Origin of the sequence: Arthrobacter sp. UYP6 (genome assembly GCF_040547315.1) — a bacterium.
GTDB lineage: Bacteria > Actinomycetota > Actinomycetes > Actinomycetales > Micrococcaceae > Arthrobacter_B.
Genome location: NZ_JBEPPM010000015.1, coordinates 16745 through 38373 on the forward strand (window position 1 = coordinate 16745; position 21629 = coordinate 38373).

Genomic DNA, 21629 nt, shown 5'->3' on the forward strand with positions numbered 1-21629 from the left:
TGGCCCGGTCCAACCTGCGAAACCTGCCCGGTCCCGACCTGATCCGCCGGCACCGTGGCGGTCAATACCGGATGGCGTCGATGACTTTTACCCGCACCGCTACCACCGCCGGAATCAGCCCGGCCAGTGCACCCACGGCGGTGGCCGCACCGAGACCGATCAGTGCCGCCTCCAGCGGAAACGGCGGCAGCTCCGTCAGCCCGGAGGCGACGGCACGCTGGACTACCGGCAGCTTGACCACGGCCACGGCCGCCATGACCCCCAGTACGCCGGCAACAAAGGTGGCCACCACCGATTCCAGCATCACGCCGAAGAAAATCCGACCCGACGTCGCACCGAAACTGCGCCGGATACCAATCTCCCGCACCCGGTATTTCACGGTCACCATCGAAATGTTCAGCAGGCCCACGGCTCCAAGCAGCATCACCAGCCCGGCGATTCCGCCCACCGCCCATTGGAGTCCTCCAAAGGGATCCCCCCAGGCGGCGTAGTCGCTCCGGTACGCCTCAACCTGCATGCCGGGGAACTGCGCCGTGAGGTCCGCCGTGAGTGTTGCGGCCAGGGAGTCACTGAGTTCCTCGGGTACCCACAGTTCCATGCTCGGATTGGCCGCTTCCATCCCGAGCCGGTCGTAGGCCTCGGAAAGCATGATCGCCTGCGGAAACTCCCCCTCGTAGCGGTCGCGGTTGACGCCCACCACAACGGCGTTGACTTCATGGTCCAGGGAGATCGGCAGCACCGGGTGAGAGCGCAGGTCAGGGCTCCCCAGGCTGGTGTAAAAGGCTTCGTTGATGACGACGGCGGGCGCCAGCCGCTGCCCGTCGGCAGCAGTGAACCAGGACCCCTGGGCCATCGGCACCCGCCGCATCACCTCGTAGTCCGCATCCACCACCATTGTCTGCGTCTGCGTAACTCCGTTGGGCAGCTGGAACGGCACCATCGTTTGATAAATCAGAGAGGAGTACTCCACGGCGTACCGTTCGGTCATTTCCCGGTAGGCCGCTGTCGCCAGGGCAGGATCAGGCCCCGCCCCGTCCGGTGAGTACATCATCACCGAGAGAGTTGCTGGCCGGCCGCTCTGCGCTTCGCTGCCCTGGGCAATCGACTCGCGCACCATGTTGCCCAGCCCCACCACCGTGGTCAGCGCGGCCACGGAAAGGGCGACGCCGATCAGTGCCAGCAGGATCCGTGTCTTGTGGATCCGCAGCTCGGCCCACGCTTCCACCAGCGTGCCGACAATTCCCGAGAGACTCATGCGGCCACCTGCAGGCCGGGCTCCAGCCGCCCGTCCTGCAGCAGGAAATGCTTGTGTGCCAGGGCCGCCACGTTGGGATCATGGGTGATGGTGACCAGGGCGGCACCGGATTCGGCAGCCACCTCGGCGAGCAGATCCATGACGTATTTGCCGGTGGCGATGTCCAGCGCCCCGGTTGGCTCATCGGCAAGGATCAGCTGCGGCGAGCGCACCAGGGCGCGGGCAATGGCGACGCGCTGCTGTTCTCCGCCCGAGAGTTTGGACGGTCGGTCATGGAGTCGGCTGCCCAGCCCCACCCGATCCAGCATGGCTGCAGCTAGACGCTCCCGCTGCCAGAACTGCCTGCCGCGGGCATAGAGCAGCGGCGTCATGACATTTTCCAACGCCGTGCGCTCAGCCAGCAGGTTGAACTGCTGGAAGATGAAACCCACCGCGGAGCCCCGGGCCTGTGCCCGTCGCTTTTCCCCCATCCGCTCCACGGGCTCCCCCGCAAACATCATCTCTCCCGATGTAGGCACGTCCAGCAGGCCCAGGATGTTCAGGAGCGTGGACTTGCCCGAACCCGAGCGGCCCACAATCGAGAGATGGTCCCCCGAATACACGATGAGGTCAATACCGGTCAGGATCTGCAGGGTGCCGTGGTCCGGCAGGGAAACCGATCTGGTGACCTGTGAGAGGGCGGCGAGGGGTTCCGGCTTACCGGCGGTCATCCGCCCATCACTCCGGGCATGCCGCTCTGCCCTTCGTCCATGGCTGCGGGAGCGCCCGGCACAAACTGCAGCACCATTTCGCCCTCGGCCAGGCCGGAGGTGATTTCCACCGTCTGGCCATCATTCAGGCCCAGGGCCACGTCCCGCTCAACGGCGGCGCCTTCGGCCTGCGCGCCCGCGCCGGGAGCGGCTTCAGGCCCTGCCGCGCCGGCCATCCCCTCGGCTCCTGCCCCTTCGGAACCATCCTCGCCGGCGGGCATCACCCAGACAACACCGGTCTGAACGGAACCCTGAACCGCCGTCGTCGGAACGGTGATGACGTTCTCGGCCTGACCTGCTGAAATGTCGATGGTTGCGCCCAAGCCGGCGAAGACGGCTGTCTCCCGTGGAACGGCGCAGCTCACGCTGCCGGCTGCCGGCGCCTCCGCAGCGGGGCCGCCCGGTCCCACAGCCTGCGCCTGGGTAGTGATTCCGGCCTGCGCGGCGGGCGTCTTGCCCATGGTGACGTTGCTGCACGGGAAGGGGGCGGGTCCGCCGTTGACGGTCACCGTTGCGGTGTTTGCCCGCGAAAAGATTCGAAACTGCTGATCCGAGGTGAGGGTTCCGGCAACGGAGAAGGTGCCGGGATCAAGGGAGGCAACATCCGCGCCGACTGATAGCTGTTGCTTCAGGAGCACCGACAGCTCGGCGACGGTGCCGTCCGAGGTGGCCACCACGTCGGAGTAGGCATAGGCCGGGGGCGCCGCGACGGGAGGAACGGCTGATTCGTCGTCGTCTGCGGGGACAGCGGGAGCCGCCTGGGGCTCCGGCTCCAGGAGGGTTTTCACCTGGAACAGCGGTGTGCCCTCAATAACGGTGTCCCCGGCTTCCACATATATGAAGTCCACGCTCCCCTCGCTCGTGCTCTTGACCGTGACGGCGGGATCGCTCACCACAGAACCCGCCACGGAGACAAGGTTGGTAACAGTTCCCAGGGCGGCGGGGACCAGCGGAGTGCTGATCCGGGCGCTGGGCTGCTCGTAGCCGGCTGAAGCCTCAGCCTGCAACCCGTCAAGGAAGGCGAGCTTAAAAAGAGCGGCAGCCATGACGGCAAAAATCACCAGCCACAGCGTTGGAAAGACATAGCGGCGCACAGTCATCGGTTCCCCCGTCGAAGTCATCACCCCGGGGCAGCGTTCGCACCGATTGAGAAGGGACGCTACCAGCGGAACGGGACTTTGGCGGCCGGGACACGAGCGCAGTGGCGCAGTGGTGGCTGCACCCGATGGGACGGCGCCCGAAGATATTTCCGCAAAACTCTTGCGCACAGCGGGTTGGTCAACGGTATGGTGAGCCACATACCAACCGGTCGGTTCCGTAGCCCAGCCGCCGGTCGGTGCACGCTAAGGACCACCCCCAAAGAGAAACACGGAACATCCGCATGAAAACCATGAACATCAAAGAAGAACTGGCCCGCGTTTCCGTGGACCTCTTTTCCACCCAGGGCTATGCCAAAACCAGTGTTCAGCAGATTGTTGACGCCGCCGGAGTCACCAAGGGCGCGCTCTACCATTACTTCAATTCCAAAGACGATCTCCTCTTCGAGATTTATGACCGCATCCTTACTCTGCAGCACCGCAACCTCGAAGAGATCGCGGCCCGAAACCTTCCGCTGGAGGAGACGGTCCGGACGGTCTGCGAGGACGTCATCATCACCTCCATTGAATGGATCCGTGAAGGGACCGTGTTCTTTCGGTCCCAGCACATGCTCAGCCCCGACCGGATGGAGGATGTGAAAATCCGCCGGCGCCGGTACAACGAGATCTTCGGAGCCCTGATCACCCGCGGCCAGGCCGAGGGTCTTTTCCGCCGTGACATTCCCACGGCTGTCCTTGTGGCCAATTTCTTCGCCAACCCGCACTACCTCTCGTTCTGGTACCAGCCGCACGGGACCCTGACCAGACAGCAGGTCGCCACACAGCTGACGGACCTATACCTCGCCGGACTGCGGCCCGCTCCATGTGAAGGATCAGACCAATGAAAGCCTGGAATGTTGTCACCCTCGCCGAGCCCCGCGAGGCACTGCGCCTGACCGAGCAGCCCTCCCCCACCGCCGCACCGGGCTCATTGGTGGTGAAAACCCTCGCGGTGGCACTGAACTTCCCCGACGTGCTCCTGTGCCGCGGGGAGTACCAGGAAAAGCCGGAGCTGCCCTTTGTACCCGGCATCGAGCTATGCGGTATCGTCACGGGAATCGGCGACGGCGTCATCGGCTTCGGGCTCGGCGACCGCGTCATTGCCACCCACCTGGGTGTCATGGCGGAAGAGGTAATGGTTCCAGCCGCCACAACGTTTCCCGCCCCGGAAGCCCTGTCCGACGCCGAGGCCGCCGCCTTGTGCATCGGCTACCAAACGGGATGGTTCGGACTGCACCGGCGCGCACGGCTCTCCCCCGGCGAAACGCTGCTGGTCCATGCCGCTGCCGGTGGCGTAGGCACGGCCGCCGTTCAGCTGGGCAAAGCAGCCGGCGCCACCGTAATCGGCGTGGTGGGCAATGAGGCAAAGCGGCAGGTTGCTCAGAAGGCCGGCGCGGACCTTGTGGTCAACCGCAGCAGCGAAGACTTCGTGGAGGTGGTCAAGGAGGCCACCGGCGGACGCGGAGCAGACGTGGTCTACGACCCCGTCGGCGGAGAAACTTTTGACCGGTCCACCCGCTGCATCGCCTTTGAGGGACGGATTGTCGTGGTCGGCTTTGCCGGCGGCACCCTGCAGACCGCCCGGATGAACCATGCCCTGGTCAAGAACTACTCCCTCCTGGGACTGCACTGGGCGCTGTACACCAAAAAAGCTCCTGAACTGGTGGCTGAAGCACATGAACAGCTCACCCGACTGGCGGACAAAGGCCTGATCCGCCCCGTGGTCACCGAAACCGTTCCCTTCAGCTCCGCACCCGACGCCATCGCGCGCCTGGGTGACGGCACCACGGCAGGCCGGGTGGTGCTGACCCTGTAGCCGTCCGCTCCACGCGCCGAGATCACCGTCACCGAGACACCCTTCACACGAGACAACGGAGTACTCATGGAAGTCCAACATACCGACCAGTCGGTTTTGCCTGCCCGCCTGCGGTTCAGCGATGTCAGCGTGCGGTTCGGCGGACTGACGGCGCTGGACTCGGTGTCCTTTGCGGTCCCGGCCGGAGCTGTCGTGGGCATCATTGGCCCCAACGGAGCCGGCAAAACCACCCTCTTCAACGTCATCTGCGGTTTCAACACTCCGGCCTCCGGATCTCTTGAGCTCGACGGCGAGATCTTCCGGCCACGGCGCCACCGGCTCACCCGCCAAGGTGTTGCCCGGACCCTGCAGGGGCTGGGCCTGTTTCCCGGGCTCACCGTGCTGGAAAACGTTCTGCTCGGGCTGGAGTCCTCGGCCCGGCACAACGCTTTGGAAGATGCCCTCTGCCTGCCGCGTTCCCGCCGCGGGGAAGCGCGGTTGCGCGAACGGGGACTCCAGGCGCTGGATGACCTGGGCATCGTCTCGTTTGCCGCCTCGCTGCCGGACACGCTGCCCTACGGCATCCGGAAAAAGACGGCCCTGGCGCGTGCCCTCTCCGGGTCGCCGCGGCTCCTGTTGCTGGACGAACCCGCCGGCGGCCTCGCCCACGAAGACATTGATGAACTGGCGGAAATTATCCGCTCCGTTCCCGCCACCGGGTGCTCGGTAGTGCTCGTGGAACACCACGTTGATCTGGTCATGAACGTCTGCGAGCGCATTGCCGTCCTGGATTTCGGCAAGCTGATCGCCGAGGGCACCCCGGCGGAGATCGGCGCCAACCAGGCCGTTACCGACGCCTATCTGGGAGTTGAGCCGGCATGAGCGACCTGCTGGTCCTGGACTCGGTCAGTGCAGGCTACGGCCCAGTCCCCGTGCTGCACGGCGTCAGTCTGAAGGTCGCGGCGGGCAGCATCACCGCCGTCGTCGGCGCCAACGGTGCGGGCAAGACCACCCTGCTGCGCACCGTCATTGGCCAGCTGCAGCCTGCCGCCGGCAGCATTCGCTTCGACGGCGCCGATCTGGCCGCCACCAGGGTGGAGGACATGGTGCGCCGCGGCATTGCCCTCGTGCCGGAGGGGCGCGGCGTCATCATGGAGCTAACCGTGGACGAGAACCTGCGCCTGGGCGGGCTGTGGCGGCGTGACCGGGCCGCAGCCGCCGCCCTGCTGGGGCGCATGTACGAACTGTTCGAGCCGCTGAACCGGCGCCGCAAGGCCCCGGGGCATCAGCTCTCCGGCGGGGAACGCCAGATGCTCGCCCTGGGCCGGGCGCTGATGGCCGGGCCACGCCTGCTGCTGCTCGATGAACCGTCACTGGGACTGGCCCCGCGCATCACTGCCCAAATCCTGGGCCTGCTGCGCAGCCTCCGCGACGACACCGGCCTCACCGTGCTGCTGATCGAGCAGAACGTCCGCAGCGCCCTCGCGGTGGCCGACGACGGCGTGGTGCTCAGCCTGGGCTCGGTCGTTGCCGCCCGCCCCGCCGCCGACCTGGCCGCGGACACCGATCTTCGCCACACTTACCTGGGGTTCTGAGATGGACAGATTTCTCTTCCTTACCGTCGACGGGCTCGCCCGCGGCGCCGTGCTTGCCGCTTTCGCCCTCTCCCTCGTCATTATTTGGCGCGCCGCCCGGATCGTGAACTTCGCTCAGGGCGCGATGGCCGTGGCCACCACTTACATTGCCTTCACCGTCACCAGCGCCACCGGCAGCTACTGGCTGGGACTGGCGTCCGCCGTCGTCGCCGGACTGGTGCTGGGCGCACTGGTGGAGCGGACAGTGATGCGCTTTGTGACAAACACCAACCCGCTGAACTCGGTCATCGCCGGCCTGGGGCTGCTGCTGGTGATCCAGGCCGTCCTGGGCATGATTTTCGGCAACGGCTACAAGGCCATGGCCACGCCGTTCAGCACCGCGCCGCTGCCCATCGGCGGCGTTAATGCCGTCTCCCCTTACGACCTGTTTGTCTGCGCCTGCGTGGCACTGATCGTCAGTGGACTGGCGCTGCTGTTTACCAGGACGTCCCTTGGGTTGCGGCTGCGGGCCGCAGCCTTTGCACCGGACCTGGCCCGGCTACTGGGCGTGCGCTCCTCCCGCATGCTGACGCTCGGCTGGGCCTTGTCCTCCGCCGTCGGCGCCCTGGCGGCGCTGCTGATCATTCCCACCGAACTTGGCCTGAACCCGCACGCAGTGGACACCGTTTTTGTCTACGCCTTCACCGTTGCGGTGGTGGGCGGACTGGACTCCGCGGGCGGAGCCGTTGCCGGCGGGCTGGCCGTGGGCGTGGTGCTCAGCTGGGTCAGCGGGTACTTGGGCGCCACGCTGGCTCCCATAGCGGTGCTGGTCCTGCTGCTGGCGGTGCTGCTGCTCCGCCCGGCCGGACTCTTTTCCCTGACGAAGGAGCGCACGGCATGAAACCGTTAACACCGCTGGCTTCCCTCCTGCTCGCTGTTGCAGCGGCAGCGGCGCTGATCGGGCTGACCTTCGCCATCGAGCCCTTTCGGTCCTACCAACTGGCCACGGCGTGCGCCTACCTGTGCGCCGTTGCCGGCCTCACTCTGCTTACCGGCGCCGGCGGCCAGCTCTCCCTCGGTCAGGCGGCCCTTATGGCTGCCGGCGCGTACAGCTACGCTCTTAGCGCCAATGCCCTGGCCGATGCCGGGATCGAAGGCCCCCTCCTGCTGCTGGCTCCGCTCGGAGCCGCTGTCCTGGGAGCGGCGGTCCTCGGCCTGATCATCGGCTGCGCCGCCGGCCGGCTGCATGGTCCCTATCTGGCCGGCTTCACCCTCGCCCTGGTGGTGGCCATTCCCGCGGTGACCAGCACCTTCTCCTCTGTCCTGGGCGGCGATCAGGGCCTGTGGATCACGGTGGAGAAGCGGCCCGCCGCCCTGCGGGGCACCGTCAGCAACGAGCAGTGGCAGGCCTGGCTGGCCATCATCTGCGCTGCTGCGGTGATGGTGGTCCTGAACAACCTGCTGCGCGGCCGGTTCGGGCGGGCGCTGCGGGCGGTCCGGGACAACGACGCCGCCGCCTCGCTTGCCGGCGTCAACGTGGCTCGAACCAAGGTCATCTCCTTCACAGTCAGCGCCGCGGCTGCCGGGCTGGGCGGCGGACTGCTCGCCTACGTCACCCAAAGCGCCAGCCCCGGGGCCTACTCCCTCGTGCTGTCCCTCTACCTGCTGATGGCAGCGGTCATCGGCGGCATAGGATCGCTCGCCGGCGCTGTCTGGGGCGCACTGATCATGGTGTTCCTGCCCTATGCGGTGAATTCGTTCACCGCCGATCTCCCGGTCTCCGCCGACTTCGCCTCCCGGCTGGACGGAAACCTGGCCATTGCAGTGTTCGGCACCATTCTGGTGCTGATGATCATGCTCGCCCCGCGCGGCATCCAGGGGCTGCTCTCCGGCGCCGGACGCCGGATCCGTGGCAGACGTCCCCCCGGCGCCGGGACGCCGGCCGCCGCCGTCGTTGTTCCCCTTGCCGGCGCCGCCACCGACACCAACGCTCAAACCAGTCCCGATGCACCCGGCACCCCCGGCAGCGCACCCGATTCCCGCACGTCGCCAGAAACACTATCCACCACGAAAGGTCAACGATGACTAGTTCCCAGCATTCCGTTTCCCTGCGAACCGGGTCCGGGCGCTCCGGTTCCAAAGGGGCCGTCCTTGCCGCCGCGGTCACGGCCGCAGCCCTCGTCCTGGGGGCCTGCGGGTCCTCCGGTGATGAAAGCCCGGCTGCTACGGAGGACGTTCCCGGCGTCACCGACAGCACGGTCAAGGTAGGGACGCACCAGCCACTCACCGGCCCCGCGGCAGCCGGCTATGCCTCCATCTCGCCGGCCACCAAGGCCTACTTCGACTACGTCAACGCCAACGGCGGAGTCCACGGACGCACCATCGAGTACAGCGTCAAGGATGACGGCTACAACCCCGCCAACACCCAAAGCGTGGTGCGGGAACTGGTCCTCCAGGATGAGGTGTTCGCGATCCTGGGCGGCCTCGGCACCCCGCCGCACAGCTCTGTGCTGGATTTCCTGAACGACAATGAGGTTCCGGACCTTTTTGTGGCCTCAGGCAGCCCCACCTGGAACCAGCCCGAAGATTATCCCTACACCTACGGCTTCATGCAGGACTATGACACGGAGGCCAAGGTCCTGGCCACGTATGTGCAGGAGGAATTTCCTGATGCGACCTATTGCCTGTTCGGGCAGGATGACGACTTCGGTGCCGACTTCAAGACCGGACTCGAGTCGGCGCTGGGCAGTGGAGAACTGGCCAGCTCACAGGTCTATTCCACCGCAAACACGGACATTGCCGCCCAGATCAGCGCCCTGCAGGCAGCCGGCTGCGACGTAAACTTCCTGGCCTCCATCAACGGGTTCAGTGCCCAGGCCATCGGAACCGCCGCACAGCTGGGCTACTTTCCCAAATGGGCGGCGTCCTCCGCCGGCGGGGATTACAACACCCTGGCCAGCTACCTTGGCGAGAACACCGACAAGCTGCTCGAAGGCTTCATCAGCGCCAACTACCTTCCGTCCTACTCCGATACCGGCGACGAGTGGACGGCTAAGTTCAAAGAAATCAATGAGGAGTACAACCCGGGCGCGGAGTTCGACGGCAACACCATTTTTGGCATGTCCCTGGGCTACCTGTTCGTCGAAGCCCTGACGGAGGCCGGGGAGAATCCCACCCGGGAGTCTCTGCTTGAGGCGCTGGAGTCGGGCAATGTCAAAGGCAACGGACATGTGCCGCTGGGCTTCAGCGCGGACAGCCATGCCGGCTACACCGGCGGCATGATCACCCTGATCGCGAGCGGCGTGCAGGCCTATACGGGAACGCCGTACGCCGTGAACGGCGACTCGGTGAGACCCTACACCGAGGACCGGCCAGCCATGCCGGAAAACGGCATTCCTGAGTAGGGCCGTTCGGGAGCAGGAGAGCGCACCAAAAAGGGAAAGGGCCCGGCAGCGGCCCCTTTCCCTTTTTGCTGGATTATTGCTTAGGCCAGCACATACAGGGTGATCCAGTCGGCGACAACCGCCGGCCTGGCCTCCCCCTCCAGTTCAATCGTGATGCCGGTGACAACGCGGACGCCCTGGCGGGTGGTTTCGACCTTCGCCAGTTCGGATACCGCACGGACCCGGCTGTTCACCGGAACCGGATGCGGAAACCGCACATGATCCAGCCCGTAGTTGATGCCCATCACGGTTCCGTCCACGCTCACCCGGCCTGCTTCCAGTGCCGGCAGCAGCGAAAGGACCAGGAAGCCGTGCGCGATGGTAGAGCCGAACGGTCCGGCTGCTGCGCGCCCGGGATCGGTGTGAATCCACTGCTGGTCATCGGTGGCGTCGGCAAACCTGTTGATCCGGTCCTGGTCAATCGTGATCCATTCGCTGGTTTCGACCTGTCCCACGGCAGCTTCCAGCTCCTGCACGGAAGTAAAGTGCGCCATCGCTAGGCCCTCGGTCCGCCGGCAACGTACAGCACCTGTCCGGAAACAAAGGATGCTTCCTCCCGGATAAAGAATGATGCCGCAGCAGCAATGTCGGCCGGGGTTCCGGCCCGTCCCACCGGAATTTCGGCCACTGCATGCTTCACGAAGTCCTCGAAGGGCACCCCGGTCCGTTCCGCCGTCGCCCGGGTCATGTCGGTTTCAATGAATCCCGGCGCAATGGCGTTGACCGTGACGTTGTACCTGCCCAGCTCAATGGCGAGTGTCTTGGTGAACCCCTGCAGCCCGGCCTTGGCCGCGGCGTAGTTCGCCTGGCCGCGGTTCCCCAGCGCCGAGGTGCTGGAAAGATTGACGATGCGCCCCCATTTTTCCTTCACCTGATGTGCCTGCACGGCGCGGCTCATCAGGAAGGCACCACGCAGGTGGACACCCATCACAGCGTCCCAGTCCGTGTCCGTCATTTTGAACAGCAGGTTATCCCGCAGGATGCCCGCATTGTTGACCAGGATGGTCGGTGCGCCGAGGTCGGCGGCAATCCGGTCCACCGCGGTTTCCACGGCGCCGGCGTCGGAAACATCCGCTCCCACCCCCACGGCTTTGCCGCCGGAGTTGTTGATGGCCTCCACAGTGGCGGCGGTGTCCTCCTCACGCAGATCGATGACACCCACGCGATGGCCGTCGGCGGCAAGCCGCGCGGCAATAGCGGCGCCAATGCCGCGTCCTGCTCCGGTAACGACGGCGGTGCGCTGTTCAGGCGCTTCCTGGACCTCGGTCATGTTTTCTCCTTCGGATGTGAGCCGGATCATACTGTCCGCTGAGCGTACCGACCGGACGGTACGTAAGCAATGATCCGAGCCTCGACTGCCCCAGCTCAACGCGCCAACTCAACTGCGCCAACTCAACTGCGCCGCGAGACAGTGTGGTTGCTGCCCGCAACGCCGCGGAACGTGCGGCGGTAGGCTGCCGGGCTGGCACCTACATCCCGGTGGAAATGGTGGCGCAGCAGCTCCGGCTGCCCAAACCCGGCGGCCCGCGACACCTCCTCCACGCTGAGGTCCGTGTCCTCCAGCAGCTCCTGGGCCCGCAGGACCCGCTGGGAGTTGATCCAGGCCGCCGGGGTGGTTCCGGTCTCAGCCCGGAACCGGCGCGCAAACGTCCGCTCCGACATTGCTGCGCGGGCAGCAAGGTCCTTGACGGTGAGCTCCGCAGCCAGGTTTTCCCCCACCCATTCCAAGACCGGCCCCAGGGTCTCACAGGCCGAGGCCGGGACTGCGCGGTCAATGAACTGCGCCTGGCCACCTTCCCGGTGGGGAGGCACCACCATGTCCCGCGCGATGGCCGCCGCTGCCTTTGCGCCATGTTCCATCCTCACCAAATGCAGCGCAGCATCGATCCCGGCGGCCGTACCGGCGCTGGTCATCATGGTGCCGTCCTGGACGTACAGCACATCCTCATCCAGGTGCACCAAGGGGTAACAGGCAGCAAACTCGGCGGAATACATCCAGTGCGTGGTGGCCCGGCGGCCGTCCAGCAGGCCGGCTTCGGCCAGGACAAAGGCGCCCGAACAGATACTCATGACCCAGGCTCCTCTGGCATGGGCCATGCGAAGTGCCGCCAGGACAGATGCCGGGGTGGTTCCCGCACCCTCCGGTCCAATGCTGCCCGCCGGAGCCATAACCACAAGATCAGCATCGGCTGCCGCTTCCAGCCCTGCATCCACCATGATGCTGAAGCCTGTCTTGGTGGACACCGGACCCGGCACCGGGGTGCAGATCCGAAAGTCGAAGGCCGGAACACCCGTGCCCCGCCCAGACCGGTCGATGCCGAACACCTCGGCGATGACGCTCATTTCAAAGGGAGCAACGTCGTCGAGGACTATAAGGGCTACTGAGGTGAGCATGAAACCAGCATGGCAGGTATTTGATGGTAATGGTCATTTCTGCCACTTATTTTTGACGGACCGGCGGACCAGCATGGAGGCATGGTTACTTTAATCCTTCTTGTCGGTGTTGCCGCTTTGCTCTTCCTGGTTATCGCCACCGTCCATGCGGTGAGCGGTGACGGCAGAGGCCATCTTCCGCCTGTCCGCTCGCACCCTGAGTGGGGCGAGACCGGAACGGATCAGTCCGGAGCCGGCCCGGGCGGGCGCGGCGAGTTCAGCACCCTGCCGTACCTTCCGTAACCCGATTCCGTCCTCTCCTCCACACTAAAAACGGTTAAGGACAGCTTCTGTCCGCATGCCGGAGTACCGTGGGACCATGTTGGAAACCTCGGCACGGCTGCTGCATCTGCTGTCGCTTTTGCAGATGCGACGCGAATGGACCGGCGCAGCACTGGCGGACCGCATGACGGTCACCGAGCGCACCGTCCGGCGGGACATCAGCAAGCTGCGCAGCCTGGGGTATCCGATCTCTGCCTCACCGGGAATCGCCGGGGGCTACCAGCTGGGGTCCGGCGCCCAGCTTCCGCCCCTGCTGCTGGACGATGACGAAGCACTCGCCGTCGCCCTGGGGCTGGCCGCAGTGGCCACCGGCCCGGTCTCGGGAATCGGCGAAGCCTCGGTACGCGCCCTGGCCAAACTCGAGCAGGTGCTGCCCGGACGGCTGCGGCCCAAATTCTCCGCGCTGCGCCAGTCCGTCAGCGTGCTGGCCGGCAACGCAGCCACTGTCGATCCGCAGACCCTGACCGCACTGTCCGGCGCCATTGCCGAACAGCGCGTGGTCGCGTTCCGCTACACGGCGGTGGGCGGTGCACCCGGGCGCCGACTGGTGGAGCCGTACAAACTCGTCAGCACCGGCCGGCGCTGGTATTTGGCCGGCTGGGATCTGGAGCGGCAGGCCTGGCGCACGTTCCGGATGGACCGCTGCCAGAGCATTCCGGTCAGTCGCGAGCGTTTCTTCCCCCGCCCCCTGCCCGCGAAAGACATGGCTGCCTACGTCCAGGACTCTATTACCCGCTTCCCCTACCGGTACGACGTCGTCCTGAGACTGGCAGCGCCGATCGCTGAGCTGCAGGACCAGATTCCCCCGGATGCGGCCACTCTGGAAGCCGATGGCCCCGGGCACACCATCCTGCGCGGAGGATGGGACTCCCTGGACCTGCCGCTGATGCGCCTGGCTGGCCTGGACATCGAATTCGAAATCCTGGCCCCTGCCGAAATGCGGGAACGCGCCCGCGCCGCGGCGGCCCTGCTCCAGCGTGCAGCGGCTGTCCAGCCCTCGGCGGAAATCGGGAAAGCCGCGGATTCCAGCCATTAGACTGGGAGTAATCATGGCACTGACTATTTCCTATCCCGCGCTTTTGCCCGTTTCGGAGCGCCGCGAAGACATCATGGCTGCCATTGCGGCCAACCAGGTGACGATCATCGCGGGCGAAACCGGTTCCGGCAAAACCACCCAGATCCCCAAAATGTGCCTGGAACTCGGGCTGGCAGAGAAGGGGCTGATCGGTCACACCCAGCCGCGGCGGCTCGCCGCACGCACGGTGGCCGAGCGCATTGCCGAGGAGCTCGACGTCGAACTGGGCGCCGAGGTGGGCTACCAGGTCCGATTCACGGGCGAGACCAGCCGGCAGACCAAGGTCAAGCTGATGACCGACGGCATCCTGCTGGCCGAGATCCAGCATGACCGCAAGCTGAAGAAGTACAGCACCATCATCATTGATGAGGCCCATGAGCGCAGCCTGAACATTGACTTCATCCTGGGCTACCTGCGGCGGCTGCTGCCCGAACGGCCGGACCTGAAGGTCATCATCACCTCGGCCACCATCGACCCCGGGCGCTTCGCCGAGCACTTCGCCATCAACGGCAAGCCCGCCCCCATCATCGAGGTGTCCGGCCGGACCTTCCCGGTGGAAATCCGCTACCGTCCCCTGAACCAGCCGGCCAACGGCGGGTCCGAGGATGAAGAGATCGACGATGAGCTGGAGGAAGACCGGGATCCGGTGGACGCCGTCTGCGACGCCGTGGAGGAGCTCTCCCGCGAAGCACCCGGAGACATCCTGATCTTCTTCTCCGGCGAGCGCGAAATCCGCGATGCCGCCGACGCCCTGCGCTCCTCGGTGCAGCGCGTGCCCCGCCTGGCCAACACCGAGATCCTGCCGCTCTATGCCCGGCTCTCTCTGGCGGACCAACACAAGGTATTTCATCCGGGCAAGCACCGGCGCATCATCCTGGCCACTAACGTCGCCGAGACGTCGCTGACCGTTCCGGGCATCAAGTACGTCATCGATACCGGGACCGCACGCATCTCCCGCTATTCGCACCGCACCAAGGTCCAGCGCCTGCCCATCGAGCGTATCTCGCAGGCCTCCGCGAATCAGCGTTCGGGCCGTTGCGGCCGTGTCTCGGACGGCATCGCCATCCGCCTCTACTCGGAGGAGGACTTCCAGGCGCGGCCGGAGTTCACGGATCCGGAAATCCTGCGCACCAATCTCGCCGCCGTCATTCTTCAGATGGCTGCCATGGGTGTGGCCAAGGGACCCAAGGACGTGGCGGACTTCCCCTTTGTCCAGCCCCCGGATTCCAAGGCCATCAACGACGGCGCCACCCTACTGAAGGAACTCGGCGCCCTGCAGCCGGCCGGCGGCATTACCCCGGTGGGCCGGAAGCTCTCACAGCTGCCGGTTGATCCCCGGCTGGGCCGGATGATCGTGGAGGCCGGCGCCCGCGGCTGCGCCAAGGAAGTCATGGTGCTCACCGCCGCCCTGACCATCCAGGATCCACGCGAGCGCCCGTCCAAGGATGATGCCGCCCGCGCCCAGAAGGCTGCGGAGCTGCACAAGCGGTTTGTGGATGAGAACTCGGACTTCACCGGCTACCTGAACCTGTGGCGCTACCTGCAGGACAAGCAGAAGGAACTGTCGTCGTCGGCCTTCCGGCGGCTGTGCAAAAACGAGTTCCTGAACTATCTGCGCATCCGCGAATGGCAGGACCTGTTTGCCCAGCTGCGCCAGATCGCCAAGCCGCTGGACATTACGCTCACCCCCGGTCCGGTGGATCCGGTGGCGCATGACAAAGAAATCCATATGAGCCTGCTAGCCGGCCTGCTCAGCCACATAGGTCTCTACGACCAGCGCAAGCGGGAGTACTCCGGTGCCCGCGGCACCAGGTTCGCTGTCTTCCCCGGTTCAGCCCTGTTCAAGAAGACACCGGACTGGGTGATGGCCGCCGAGCTGGTGGAAACCTCCCGATTGTGGGCACGCGTGGCCGCCAAGTTCGATCCCCTGTGGGTCGAGGAGGTGGCTCCGCACCTGATCAAGCGCTCCTACAGCGAACCGCACTGGTCCAAGAGCCGCGGCTCCGTCATGGCCTATGAGAAGGTCACTCTCTACGGCGTTCCGGTCATCCCCCAGCGGAGCATCAACTATGGCCGCGTTGACCCGGAACTCTCCCGCGAAATGTTCATCCGGCATGCCCTGGTGGAGGGTGATTGGCGTACGCACCATAAGTTCTTCCACCGCAACCAGGCGCTGCTGGCCGAAGTGGAGGAGCTGGAGAACCGGGTCCGGCGCCGCGGGCTTCGCGTTGATGACGAAACATTGTTTGAGTTCTACGACGAGCGTGTGGGCAAGGACGTGGTCTCCGAACGCCACTTTGACAAGTGGTGGAAGAGTGCCCGCCATGAGAACCCGGCGCTGCTGGACTTTGACCCCGAGGCGCTGCGCACCGACGACGCCGCCGGGCTGGACGAGAACGATTTCCCCAAGACCTTCCACTACGGGGACTTTGAGCTGCCGCTGACCTACGAGTTCTCCCCCGGCGTTGCCGGAGCAGGCGACGGCGTCAGCGTGGAGGTCCCGGTGCTGTTCCTGAACCAGCTGGATCCGGAACCGTTCAAGTGGCAGATCCCGGGCCTGCGCGCCGAACTCATTACCGCCCTGATCAAGTCCCTGCCCAAGGCGGTGCGGAAGAATTTCATTCCGGCGCCGGACGTGGCACGCGCCGCCGCTGCCGCCCTGGCCGCGGACTTCGACCCAGCCTCCGATGCCTTGGAGCCCTCGCTGGAGCTGGCCCTGCGCCGGCTCAAGGGCCACATCATCCCGCCCGGTTCGTGGAACTGGGATGCGGTGCCCGAACACCTGCGCATGAGTTTCTGTGTGGTGGACGGGTCCGGAAAGGTCCTGGACGAAGGCAAGGATCTGGCCGCGCTGCAGGAATCGCTGGCCCCTGCCACCCGGCGTGCCATTGCCGAGTCTCTCGGTGCAACGCCCAAGACGGTGACGCCCAAGGCTGTAGGCAAGGGCAATGGAAAGGGCGCCGGCAAGCCGTCCGGCACCGCTGCGCCCGCAGAAACGGGAGCAGCCGGCTCCGGCCCGTCGCTGGCCGAGCAGTCCGGGCTCACCGAGTGGAGCGTCGGCACCGTTGAGAAACAGGTGCAGCGCCTCGTGGCGGGGCACACGGTCACCGGCTATCCCGCTCTGGTGGACGAAGGAAAAACCGTCGGCCTGCGGATGTTCCAAAGCGCCGGAGAACAGGCAGTCGCCATGCGCGGCGGCGTCATCCGGCTGCTGGTGCTGCGCGTTCCCAGCCCGGCGAAGTACGTCCTGGAACACCTGAGCAACACGGAGAAGCTGACCTTCAGCCAAAATCCGCACGGTTCGGTGGCCGCCCTGATCGAGGACTGCACGCTGGCCGCCGTGGACAAGCTCACGCCCGAAACGCTGCCGTGGACCCGCGCCGAGTTCGATGAACTCTATGAAAAGGTCCGTGCCGAGCTGATCGACACAGTCTTCACCGTGACCGCCACGGTGGAAAAGATTCTCTCCAGCACCCGTCGGATCACCAAGGCGCTGAAGGGCGCGCAGTCCCTGGCACTGATCAGTGCCCTGAACGACATCCGGGCCCAGCTGGATTCGCTGGTCTATCCCGGCTTCGTGGCCAGCACCGGCTATGCGCAGCTCACCCACCTGCCGCGCTACCTGGCAGGCATCGAGCGCCGACTGGAGAAACTGCCCACCAATGTCCAGCGCGACGCGCAGCAGATGGCAGTGGTGCAGGCACTCGAGGATGACTACGACGACGCCGTCGCGGCCCTGCTTCCCGGCACCGGCACCCCGCCGGCCCTGACCGAGGTCCGCTGGATGATCGAGGAACTGCGGATCAGCTTCTTTGCGCAGGAGCTGGGCACGGTTCGGTCGGTGTCGGAGAAGCGGATCCGGACTGCGCTGAACGCCGCGTTGGCCCCGTCCTAGGCGGGCCCGGCTGGAGGGTAGCGCCCCGCTAAAACCCTCCGTTTTGGGCAATCCCCTCCGTTTTGGGAATTTACTGCCGGTCCGCACCGGCAGTAAATTCCCACAGTGGTTGCGGAATCCCAAAGCGGTTGTTTTTTGCCGGCGATCCCACTCCCCCGCAGTCCCTCGGCGGTTCCCGCACCCGCGGCCCAGCCCTGCCCCCTAGGCTGTTCGGATGCCGCACCCAACAAAGAATCTGGTCCCCGTCCCGGACTACCGCCGGACGGCCAGCCGCCGCACCTTTTCCGAACTGCCCGCAGTCCTGCGGGATCGGCTGGCAGCTCATGCGGGCGGCAGCATTGCCTCGGTCCATAATGCCGGCGGCGGGTTCACCAACGGTTTCGCAGCCGTTCTGACCAGCGACACGGGTGCCCGCATTTTCGCCAAGGCGGCTCCGGCAGCGGATTCCTTGATCTATCCGGCATATGAGCGCGAGGCGCAGGTTGTCCCCCTGCTGCCAGAAGGGATGCCGGTGCCCCGGCTGCACTTTGCAGAGCACCATGTAGTGAATGGGGTGGACTGGCAGCTGCTGGTCTATGAGGCTATCGAGGGCCGAATGCCAGGCCAGCCCTGGAGCGAGGCAGATCTGTGCTCCGTGGAGGCAGCCTGTGCGGCCGCCGCTGGAATGCCCGGTTTCCCGGCAGGTATGGCCGGTGACCCGTTGGCCGAGGACATGGCCCTGGTTCCCTCCCAGTTCGTGCCGGTGGCCGACGGCGGTGCTGCCCCGTGGTTCCTGCCCGAGCTGAATGCCGCCCAGGCCCGTCTGTTCCAGGCCTCCCTGGACCTGTGCCCGGAGGCACTTGCCGGGGACGCTGTCCTCCACGGCGACCTCCGTCCGGATAACATCCTGATCAGCTCCGGCCGGGCGCTCTTTTGCGACTGGAATTTCCTGGGCACCGGTGCCCCCTGGACGGATTGGGTGGGGGTGCTGCCCTATGCCAGGGGCGGCGGGCTCGACGCCGATGCCTGGCTGCAGCGCTCAGCACTCACCCGTGACGTGCCGCCGGCCTACATCGATGCCTGGCTGGCCGCCCTGCTGAACTACATGATCCATGCCGGCAGCCAGCCGGAGGTCGCGGCCAGTCCGCACCTGCGCAGCCACGGGCGCTATACCGCCCGGCTCGTCCGGGACTGGCTGGACAGCCGGCAGGCAACGATCGGGGGTGGGCCTCCCCGCCCCTGATCTGAGCGGACCGGAACCGCTCCACAGTCAGGCATCTGAGCGCGTTACGCTTCGGGTACGAACTCCCCGTGACCGGCACCCCGCAGGGCCTCGCGCAGTAACTCGGCGTTGGCGTCCATGCGTTCGGGATCCGGGTTGGACTCTGCTCTGCTGAAGTCGAAGTCCTGCAGCGAGTTGGTGGGCCAGACGTGCAGGTGCAAATGGTCGATTTCGAACCCGGCGATGCTCAGCCCTGCCCGCTCGGAGCCGAAGACGGCAACCTGTGCCTGTCCAATCACCTGGGCCACAGCGGTCAGCTTCTGCAGCAGGTCAGCGGGAGCATCCGTCCACTTGTCGATCTCCTGCCGAGGAACAACGAGGGTGTGGCCGTCACTCAGCGGGCCGATGCTCAGGAAGGCCACCACGTCATCGTCCTTCCAGACAAAGCGGCCGGGGATCTCGCCGTTGATGATCTTGGTGAACAGGGTGGGCATGGGGGCTCCTTGGGATGGCGGGGCGGACCGGGCTGAGGTGCCGGTACCCGCTGCTGTATCGAAGGCCTGCGCGGTGGCAGGTATTCGCAGATGCAGCGGAGGGGGAACGGGGCGGCCGGTAATCATCTCTTGACGCTACCGCCTTTGCCCGGCTCCCGGCCATTCCCCGGGCTGCTGCCCAACTGCAACCGGTGAGCCCTTGGTGGATGACCATTGCGACCAGGACCCCGGATAGAGGGCAGCCTTGTAACCGGCCAGTTCCAGGGCAGCCACGTCATGGGCGGCGCTGACCCCGGATCCGCAGTACACGGCCACCGGTGTACCCCGCCGCACTCCCAGTGCTTCGAAAGACGCGCGCAGCTCCTCCGGGCTGCGGAAGGTTCCTTCCTCGGTCAGGTTCTGCGTAGTGGGAGCATTGACGGCGCCGGGGATGTGCCCGGCCTGCGGGTCCACCGGCTCTCGGTCGCCGCGGTAGCGTTCTTTGGCCCGGGCATCGAGCAGCCGTCCGGCTGCGACCACTTCCGGTACATCCCACATCTGAAGAACCGGCATCCGGCCCCAGGTCAGCTCGATGTTCCCTTCCTCGGGAGTCACATCCCCGCCTTCCAGTGCCACGCCCGCCCGATGCCAGGCGACCACACCGCCGTCGAGCAGGTACACCGCCTCCAGTCCGGCGTGGCGCAGCAGCCACCAGGCGCGGGCGGCGGACGTGCCGCTGACGGCGTCGTACACCACTACAGTGTCCCCGGAGTTAATCCCCCATCGGCGCGCAGTCCGCTGAAACTCCTGGGGATCGGGCAGGGGATGACGTCCCCCGGAGCCCGTCCCCGCCGGCGCTGCGAGGTCTTTTTCCAGGTCCACAAAGACGGCGCCCGGGATGTGCCCGCGCTGGTACTGTTTGTGGCCGTCGGTATGGCCCAGCGCCCACCTAACATCCAGGAGCACCACCGGCTCGCCGGAAGCCAGCAGCTCCTGCAGGTCGGGCACATCCATCACGGGCCTGCTCATACCTGAACCGATTCGCCGGCCGACAGGTGCCGGTAGACGGTGCCGTAGAGTTCTCCGAACCGGGTCACATGGCCCTCCGCGACTCCCAGGCCACGCTCGTTCAGCAGCGCATCATGGATGGGATAGGCCCGCTCCGCCCCGGAGGCAATAACAAAGTCGATGACCTCCCCCACCTTGGACCACGGGGCATGGATGGGGACCAGCAGCGTCTGCACCGTCAGCCCGTTCGGAATCACGAAGGAATCCCCCGGGTGATACACGGTGCCCTCGATCAGGTAGCCCACGTTGGCCACCAGCGGCACCAGCGGATGGATCAGCGCGTGCTGACCGCCAAAGGACTGCACGTCAAAGCCCGCGACGGTGAAGGCTGTGTCCGGCTCGACGTCGAAGATCCGCTCCGCAGCACCGCTGCCGTCTCCGGCCGCCGCCGTCCTGAGCTGGGCGGCCGGCCCCGCCGGTGCATAGAGCACCAGGCCCGGATTGGCCTCCATCTGGGCCAGGACCCGTTCCCGGTCCAGATGGTCGGCGTGCTCGTGGGTGATCAGGACGGCGGAAGCCCCGTTCAGGGCCTCTTCCACTTCGGAAAACGAACCCGGATCCAGTACCAGGACGTTGCCGTCGCGCTCCAGCCGCACGCATGAGTGGGTGTACTTGGTCAGTTTCATAGGGTCACAGTACCCTTGCGCTCCCGGCGCCGTATCCGTAGTGCCGATCGGCGGCAGGGCCGTTGTGTGCCCGGTGCGATAATCTGGAAGTTGTACCGGCGGCCCCTGGGCGGAAGCAGCAGATCCTTCCGCTGCCGGCCGCGGTCCGGGATTCCCGGCACCGGCCGGTTCCGGCATTACCTTCCTAAGGAGCGAGCATGTCATCCGAGACGTCCCGACCCGCAAAGCGGGCCCCGGAACAACGGGTCACACGCCAGCGCCTTGCAGTGGGCCGGACACTGGATGAACTGGACGATTTTGTCAGCACGCAGGAGCTCTACCGCCTGCTGCATGACCGGGGCGACAGCGTATCATTGGCCACCACCTACCGCATCCTGCAGTCCATGGCGGAAGAGAATCAGGTGGATGTGCTCCGCAACGGCGACGGCGAGGCGCTGTACCGCCGCTGCGCCGTCGAACACCACCACCATCACCTGGTCTGCCGTAACTGCGGCAAGGCCGTGGAAGTGGAAGCCCCCGCCGTGGAGGCCTGGGCCTCCGGTCTGGGCGCCGAATACGGATACACCGATGTGGCTCACACAGTGGAGATCTTTGGCCTCTGCCCCGAATGCAGCGCCTAGGAAC

General features: G+C 66.0%; 21 protein-coding genes. 12 read left to right on the plus strand and 9 right to left on the minus strand.

Going from position 1 to position 21629, the window contains the following annotated elements:
* Positions 1-61: 61 nt before the first annotated feature.
* From ABIB35_RS13200 to ABIB35_RS13210, 3 genes are read right to left on the minus strand one after another with little or no spacing between them, the layout of a single operon-like run.
* Positions 62-1255, minus strand: coding sequence for an ABC transporter permease (locus ABIB35_RS13200; protein ID WP_354182077.1), 1194 nt, complete (start codon positions 1253-1255; stop codon positions 62-64).
* On the minus strand, positions 1252-1965 hold the full coding sequence (locus ABIB35_RS13205; protein WP_354182079.1) for an ABC transporter ATP-binding protein: 714 nt from the start codon (positions 1963-1965) through the stop codon (positions 1252-1254). The genes ABIB35_RS13200 and ABIB35_RS13205 overlap by 4 nt, the downstream gene beginning before the upstream one ends.
* Positions 1962-3128, minus strand: coding sequence for an efflux RND transporter periplasmic adaptor subunit (locus ABIB35_RS13210; protein WP_354182081.1), 1167 nt, complete (start codon positions 3126-3128; stop codon positions 1962-1964). The genes ABIB35_RS13205 and ABIB35_RS13210 overlap by 4 nt, the downstream gene beginning before the upstream one ends.
* 257 nt (positions 3129-3385) lie before the next feature.
* Between ABIB35_RS13210 and ABIB35_RS13215 the strand changes: the two genes are divergently transcribed.
* From ABIB35_RS13215 to ABIB35_RS13245, 7 genes are all read left to right on the plus strand, one after another.
* Complete coding sequence (locus ABIB35_RS13215) at positions 3386-3985, plus strand: TetR/AcrR family transcriptional regulator (RefSeq protein WP_354182083.1); 600 nt, start codon at positions 3386-3388, stop codon at positions 3983-3985.
* Positions 3982-4956: an NADPH:quinone oxidoreductase family protein gene (locus ABIB35_RS13220; protein WP_354182085.1), complete on the plus strand. Its 975-nt coding sequence runs from the start codon at positions 3982-3984 to the stop codon at positions 4954-4956. The genes ABIB35_RS13215 and ABIB35_RS13220 overlap by 4 nt, the downstream gene beginning before the upstream one ends.
* Before the next feature lie 66 nt (positions 4957-5022).
* A complete protein-coding gene (locus ABIB35_RS13225) occupies positions 5023-5817 on the plus strand; it encodes an ABC transporter ATP-binding protein (RefSeq protein ID WP_354182087.1) in 795 nt (264 codons plus the stop codon).
* Positions 5814-6530 carry an ABC transporter ATP-binding protein gene (locus ABIB35_RS13230; RefSeq protein WP_354182089.1) on the plus strand — a complete coding sequence of 239 codons (717 nt, stop codon included), beginning with the start codon at positions 5814-5816 and terminating at the stop codon, positions 6528-6530. The genes ABIB35_RS13225 and ABIB35_RS13230 overlap by 4 nt, the downstream gene beginning before the upstream one ends.
* 1 nt (position 6531) lies before the next feature.
* Complete coding sequence (locus ABIB35_RS13235; RefSeq protein ID WP_354182091.1) at positions 6532-7410, plus strand: branched-chain amino acid ABC transporter permease; 879 nt, start codon at positions 6532-6534, stop codon at positions 7408-7410.
* A complete protein-coding gene (locus tag ABIB35_RS13240) occupies positions 7407-8594 on the plus strand; it encodes a branched-chain amino acid ABC transporter permease (protein ID WP_354182093.1) in 1188 nt (395 codons plus the stop codon). The genes ABIB35_RS13235 and ABIB35_RS13240 overlap by 4 nt, the downstream gene beginning before the upstream one ends.
* Positions 8591-9913, plus strand: a complete 1323-nt coding sequence (locus tag ABIB35_RS13245) for an ABC transporter substrate-binding protein (RefSeq protein WP_354182095.1) — start codon at positions 8591-8593, stop codon at positions 9911-9913. Before ABIB35_RS13240 ends, ABIB35_RS13245 begins: the two co-directional genes overlap by 4 nt.
* 80 nt (positions 9914-9993) lie before the next feature.
* Here the strand turns inward: ABIB35_RS13245 and ABIB35_RS13250 are convergent, their stop codons facing one another.
* The 3 genes from ABIB35_RS13250 to ABIB35_RS13260 form a co-directional block, all read right to left on the minus strand.
* A complete protein-coding gene (locus ABIB35_RS13250) occupies positions 9994-10446 on the minus strand; it encodes a MaoC family dehydratase (protein ID WP_354182097.1) in 453 nt (150 codons plus the stop codon).
* 2 nt (positions 10447-10448) lie between these two features.
* Entirely contained in the window at positions 10449-11222 is a 774-nt protein-coding gene (fabG, locus tag ABIB35_RS13255; RefSeq protein ID WP_354182099.1) for a 3-oxoacyl-ACP reductase FabG, read from the minus strand.
* A 122-nt stretch (positions 11223-11344) separates the two neighbouring features.
* Positions 11345-12346, minus strand: a complete 1002-nt coding sequence (locus ABIB35_RS13260) for a GlxA family transcriptional regulator (protein WP_354182101.1) — start codon at positions 12344-12346, stop codon at positions 11345-11347.
* Positions 12347-12427: 81 nt separating this feature from the next.
* Here ABIB35_RS13260 and ABIB35_RS13265 point away from each other — a divergent pair, with 81 nt between their 5' ends.
* The 4 genes from ABIB35_RS13265 to ABIB35_RS13280 all read left to right on the plus strand — a co-directional run bounded on the left by ABIB35_RS13265 (position 12428) and on the right by ABIB35_RS13280 (position 18859).
* On the plus strand, positions 12428-12628 hold the full coding sequence (locus ABIB35_RS13265; RefSeq protein ID WP_354182103.1) for a hypothetical protein: 201 nt from the start codon (positions 12428-12430) through the stop codon (positions 12626-12628).
* A gap of 76 nt (positions 12629-12704) precedes the next feature.
* Positions 12705-13703 (plus strand): helix-turn-helix transcriptional regulator, encoded by a 999-nt coding sequence (locus ABIB35_RS13270; protein WP_354182105.1) that lies wholly within the window; start codon positions 12705-12707, stop codon positions 13701-13703.
* 13 nt (positions 13704-13716) lie between these two features.
* The gene (gene hrpA / locus ABIB35_RS13275; protein ID WP_354182107.1) at positions 13717-17637 is read left to right on the plus strand and encodes an ATP-dependent RNA helicase HrpA; all 3921 of its coding nucleotides are present in this window, start codon (positions 13717-13719) and stop codon (positions 17635-17637) included.
* A gap of 214 nt (positions 17638-17851) precedes the next feature.
* Complete coding sequence (locus ABIB35_RS13280; protein WP_354182109.1) at positions 17852-18859, plus strand: phosphotransferase family protein; 1008 nt, start codon at positions 17852-17854, stop codon at positions 18857-18859.
* Positions 18860-18903: 44 nt separating this feature from the next.
* Here the strand turns inward: ABIB35_RS13280 and ABIB35_RS13285 are convergent, their stop codons facing one another.
* From ABIB35_RS13285 to ABIB35_RS13295, 3 genes are all read right to left on the minus strand, one after another.
* On the minus strand, positions 18904-19332 hold the full coding sequence (locus ABIB35_RS13285; RefSeq protein ID WP_354182111.1) for an HIT family protein: 429 nt from the start codon (positions 19330-19332) through the stop codon (positions 18904-18906).
* 135 nt (positions 19333-19467) lie between these two features.
* On the minus strand, positions 19468-20340 hold the full coding sequence (locus tag ABIB35_RS13290) for a sulfurtransferase (protein ID WP_354182113.1): 873 nt from the start codon (positions 20338-20340) through the stop codon (positions 19468-19470).
* Positions 20337-21005 carry an MBL fold metallo-hydrolase gene (locus ABIB35_RS13295; RefSeq protein ID WP_354182115.1) on the minus strand — a complete coding sequence of 223 codons (669 nt, stop codon included), beginning with the start codon at positions 21003-21005 and terminating at the stop codon, positions 20337-20339. Before ABIB35_RS13295 ends, ABIB35_RS13290 begins: the two co-directional genes overlap by 4 nt.
* Before the next feature lie 197 nt (positions 21006-21202).
* Here ABIB35_RS13295 and ABIB35_RS13300 point away from each other — a divergent pair, with 197 nt between their 5' ends.
* Positions 21203-21625 (plus strand): Fur family transcriptional regulator, encoded by a 423-nt coding sequence (locus tag ABIB35_RS13300; RefSeq protein ID WP_354182117.1) that lies wholly within the window; start codon positions 21203-21205, stop codon positions 21623-21625.
* Positions 21626-21629 lie beyond the last annotated feature (4 nt).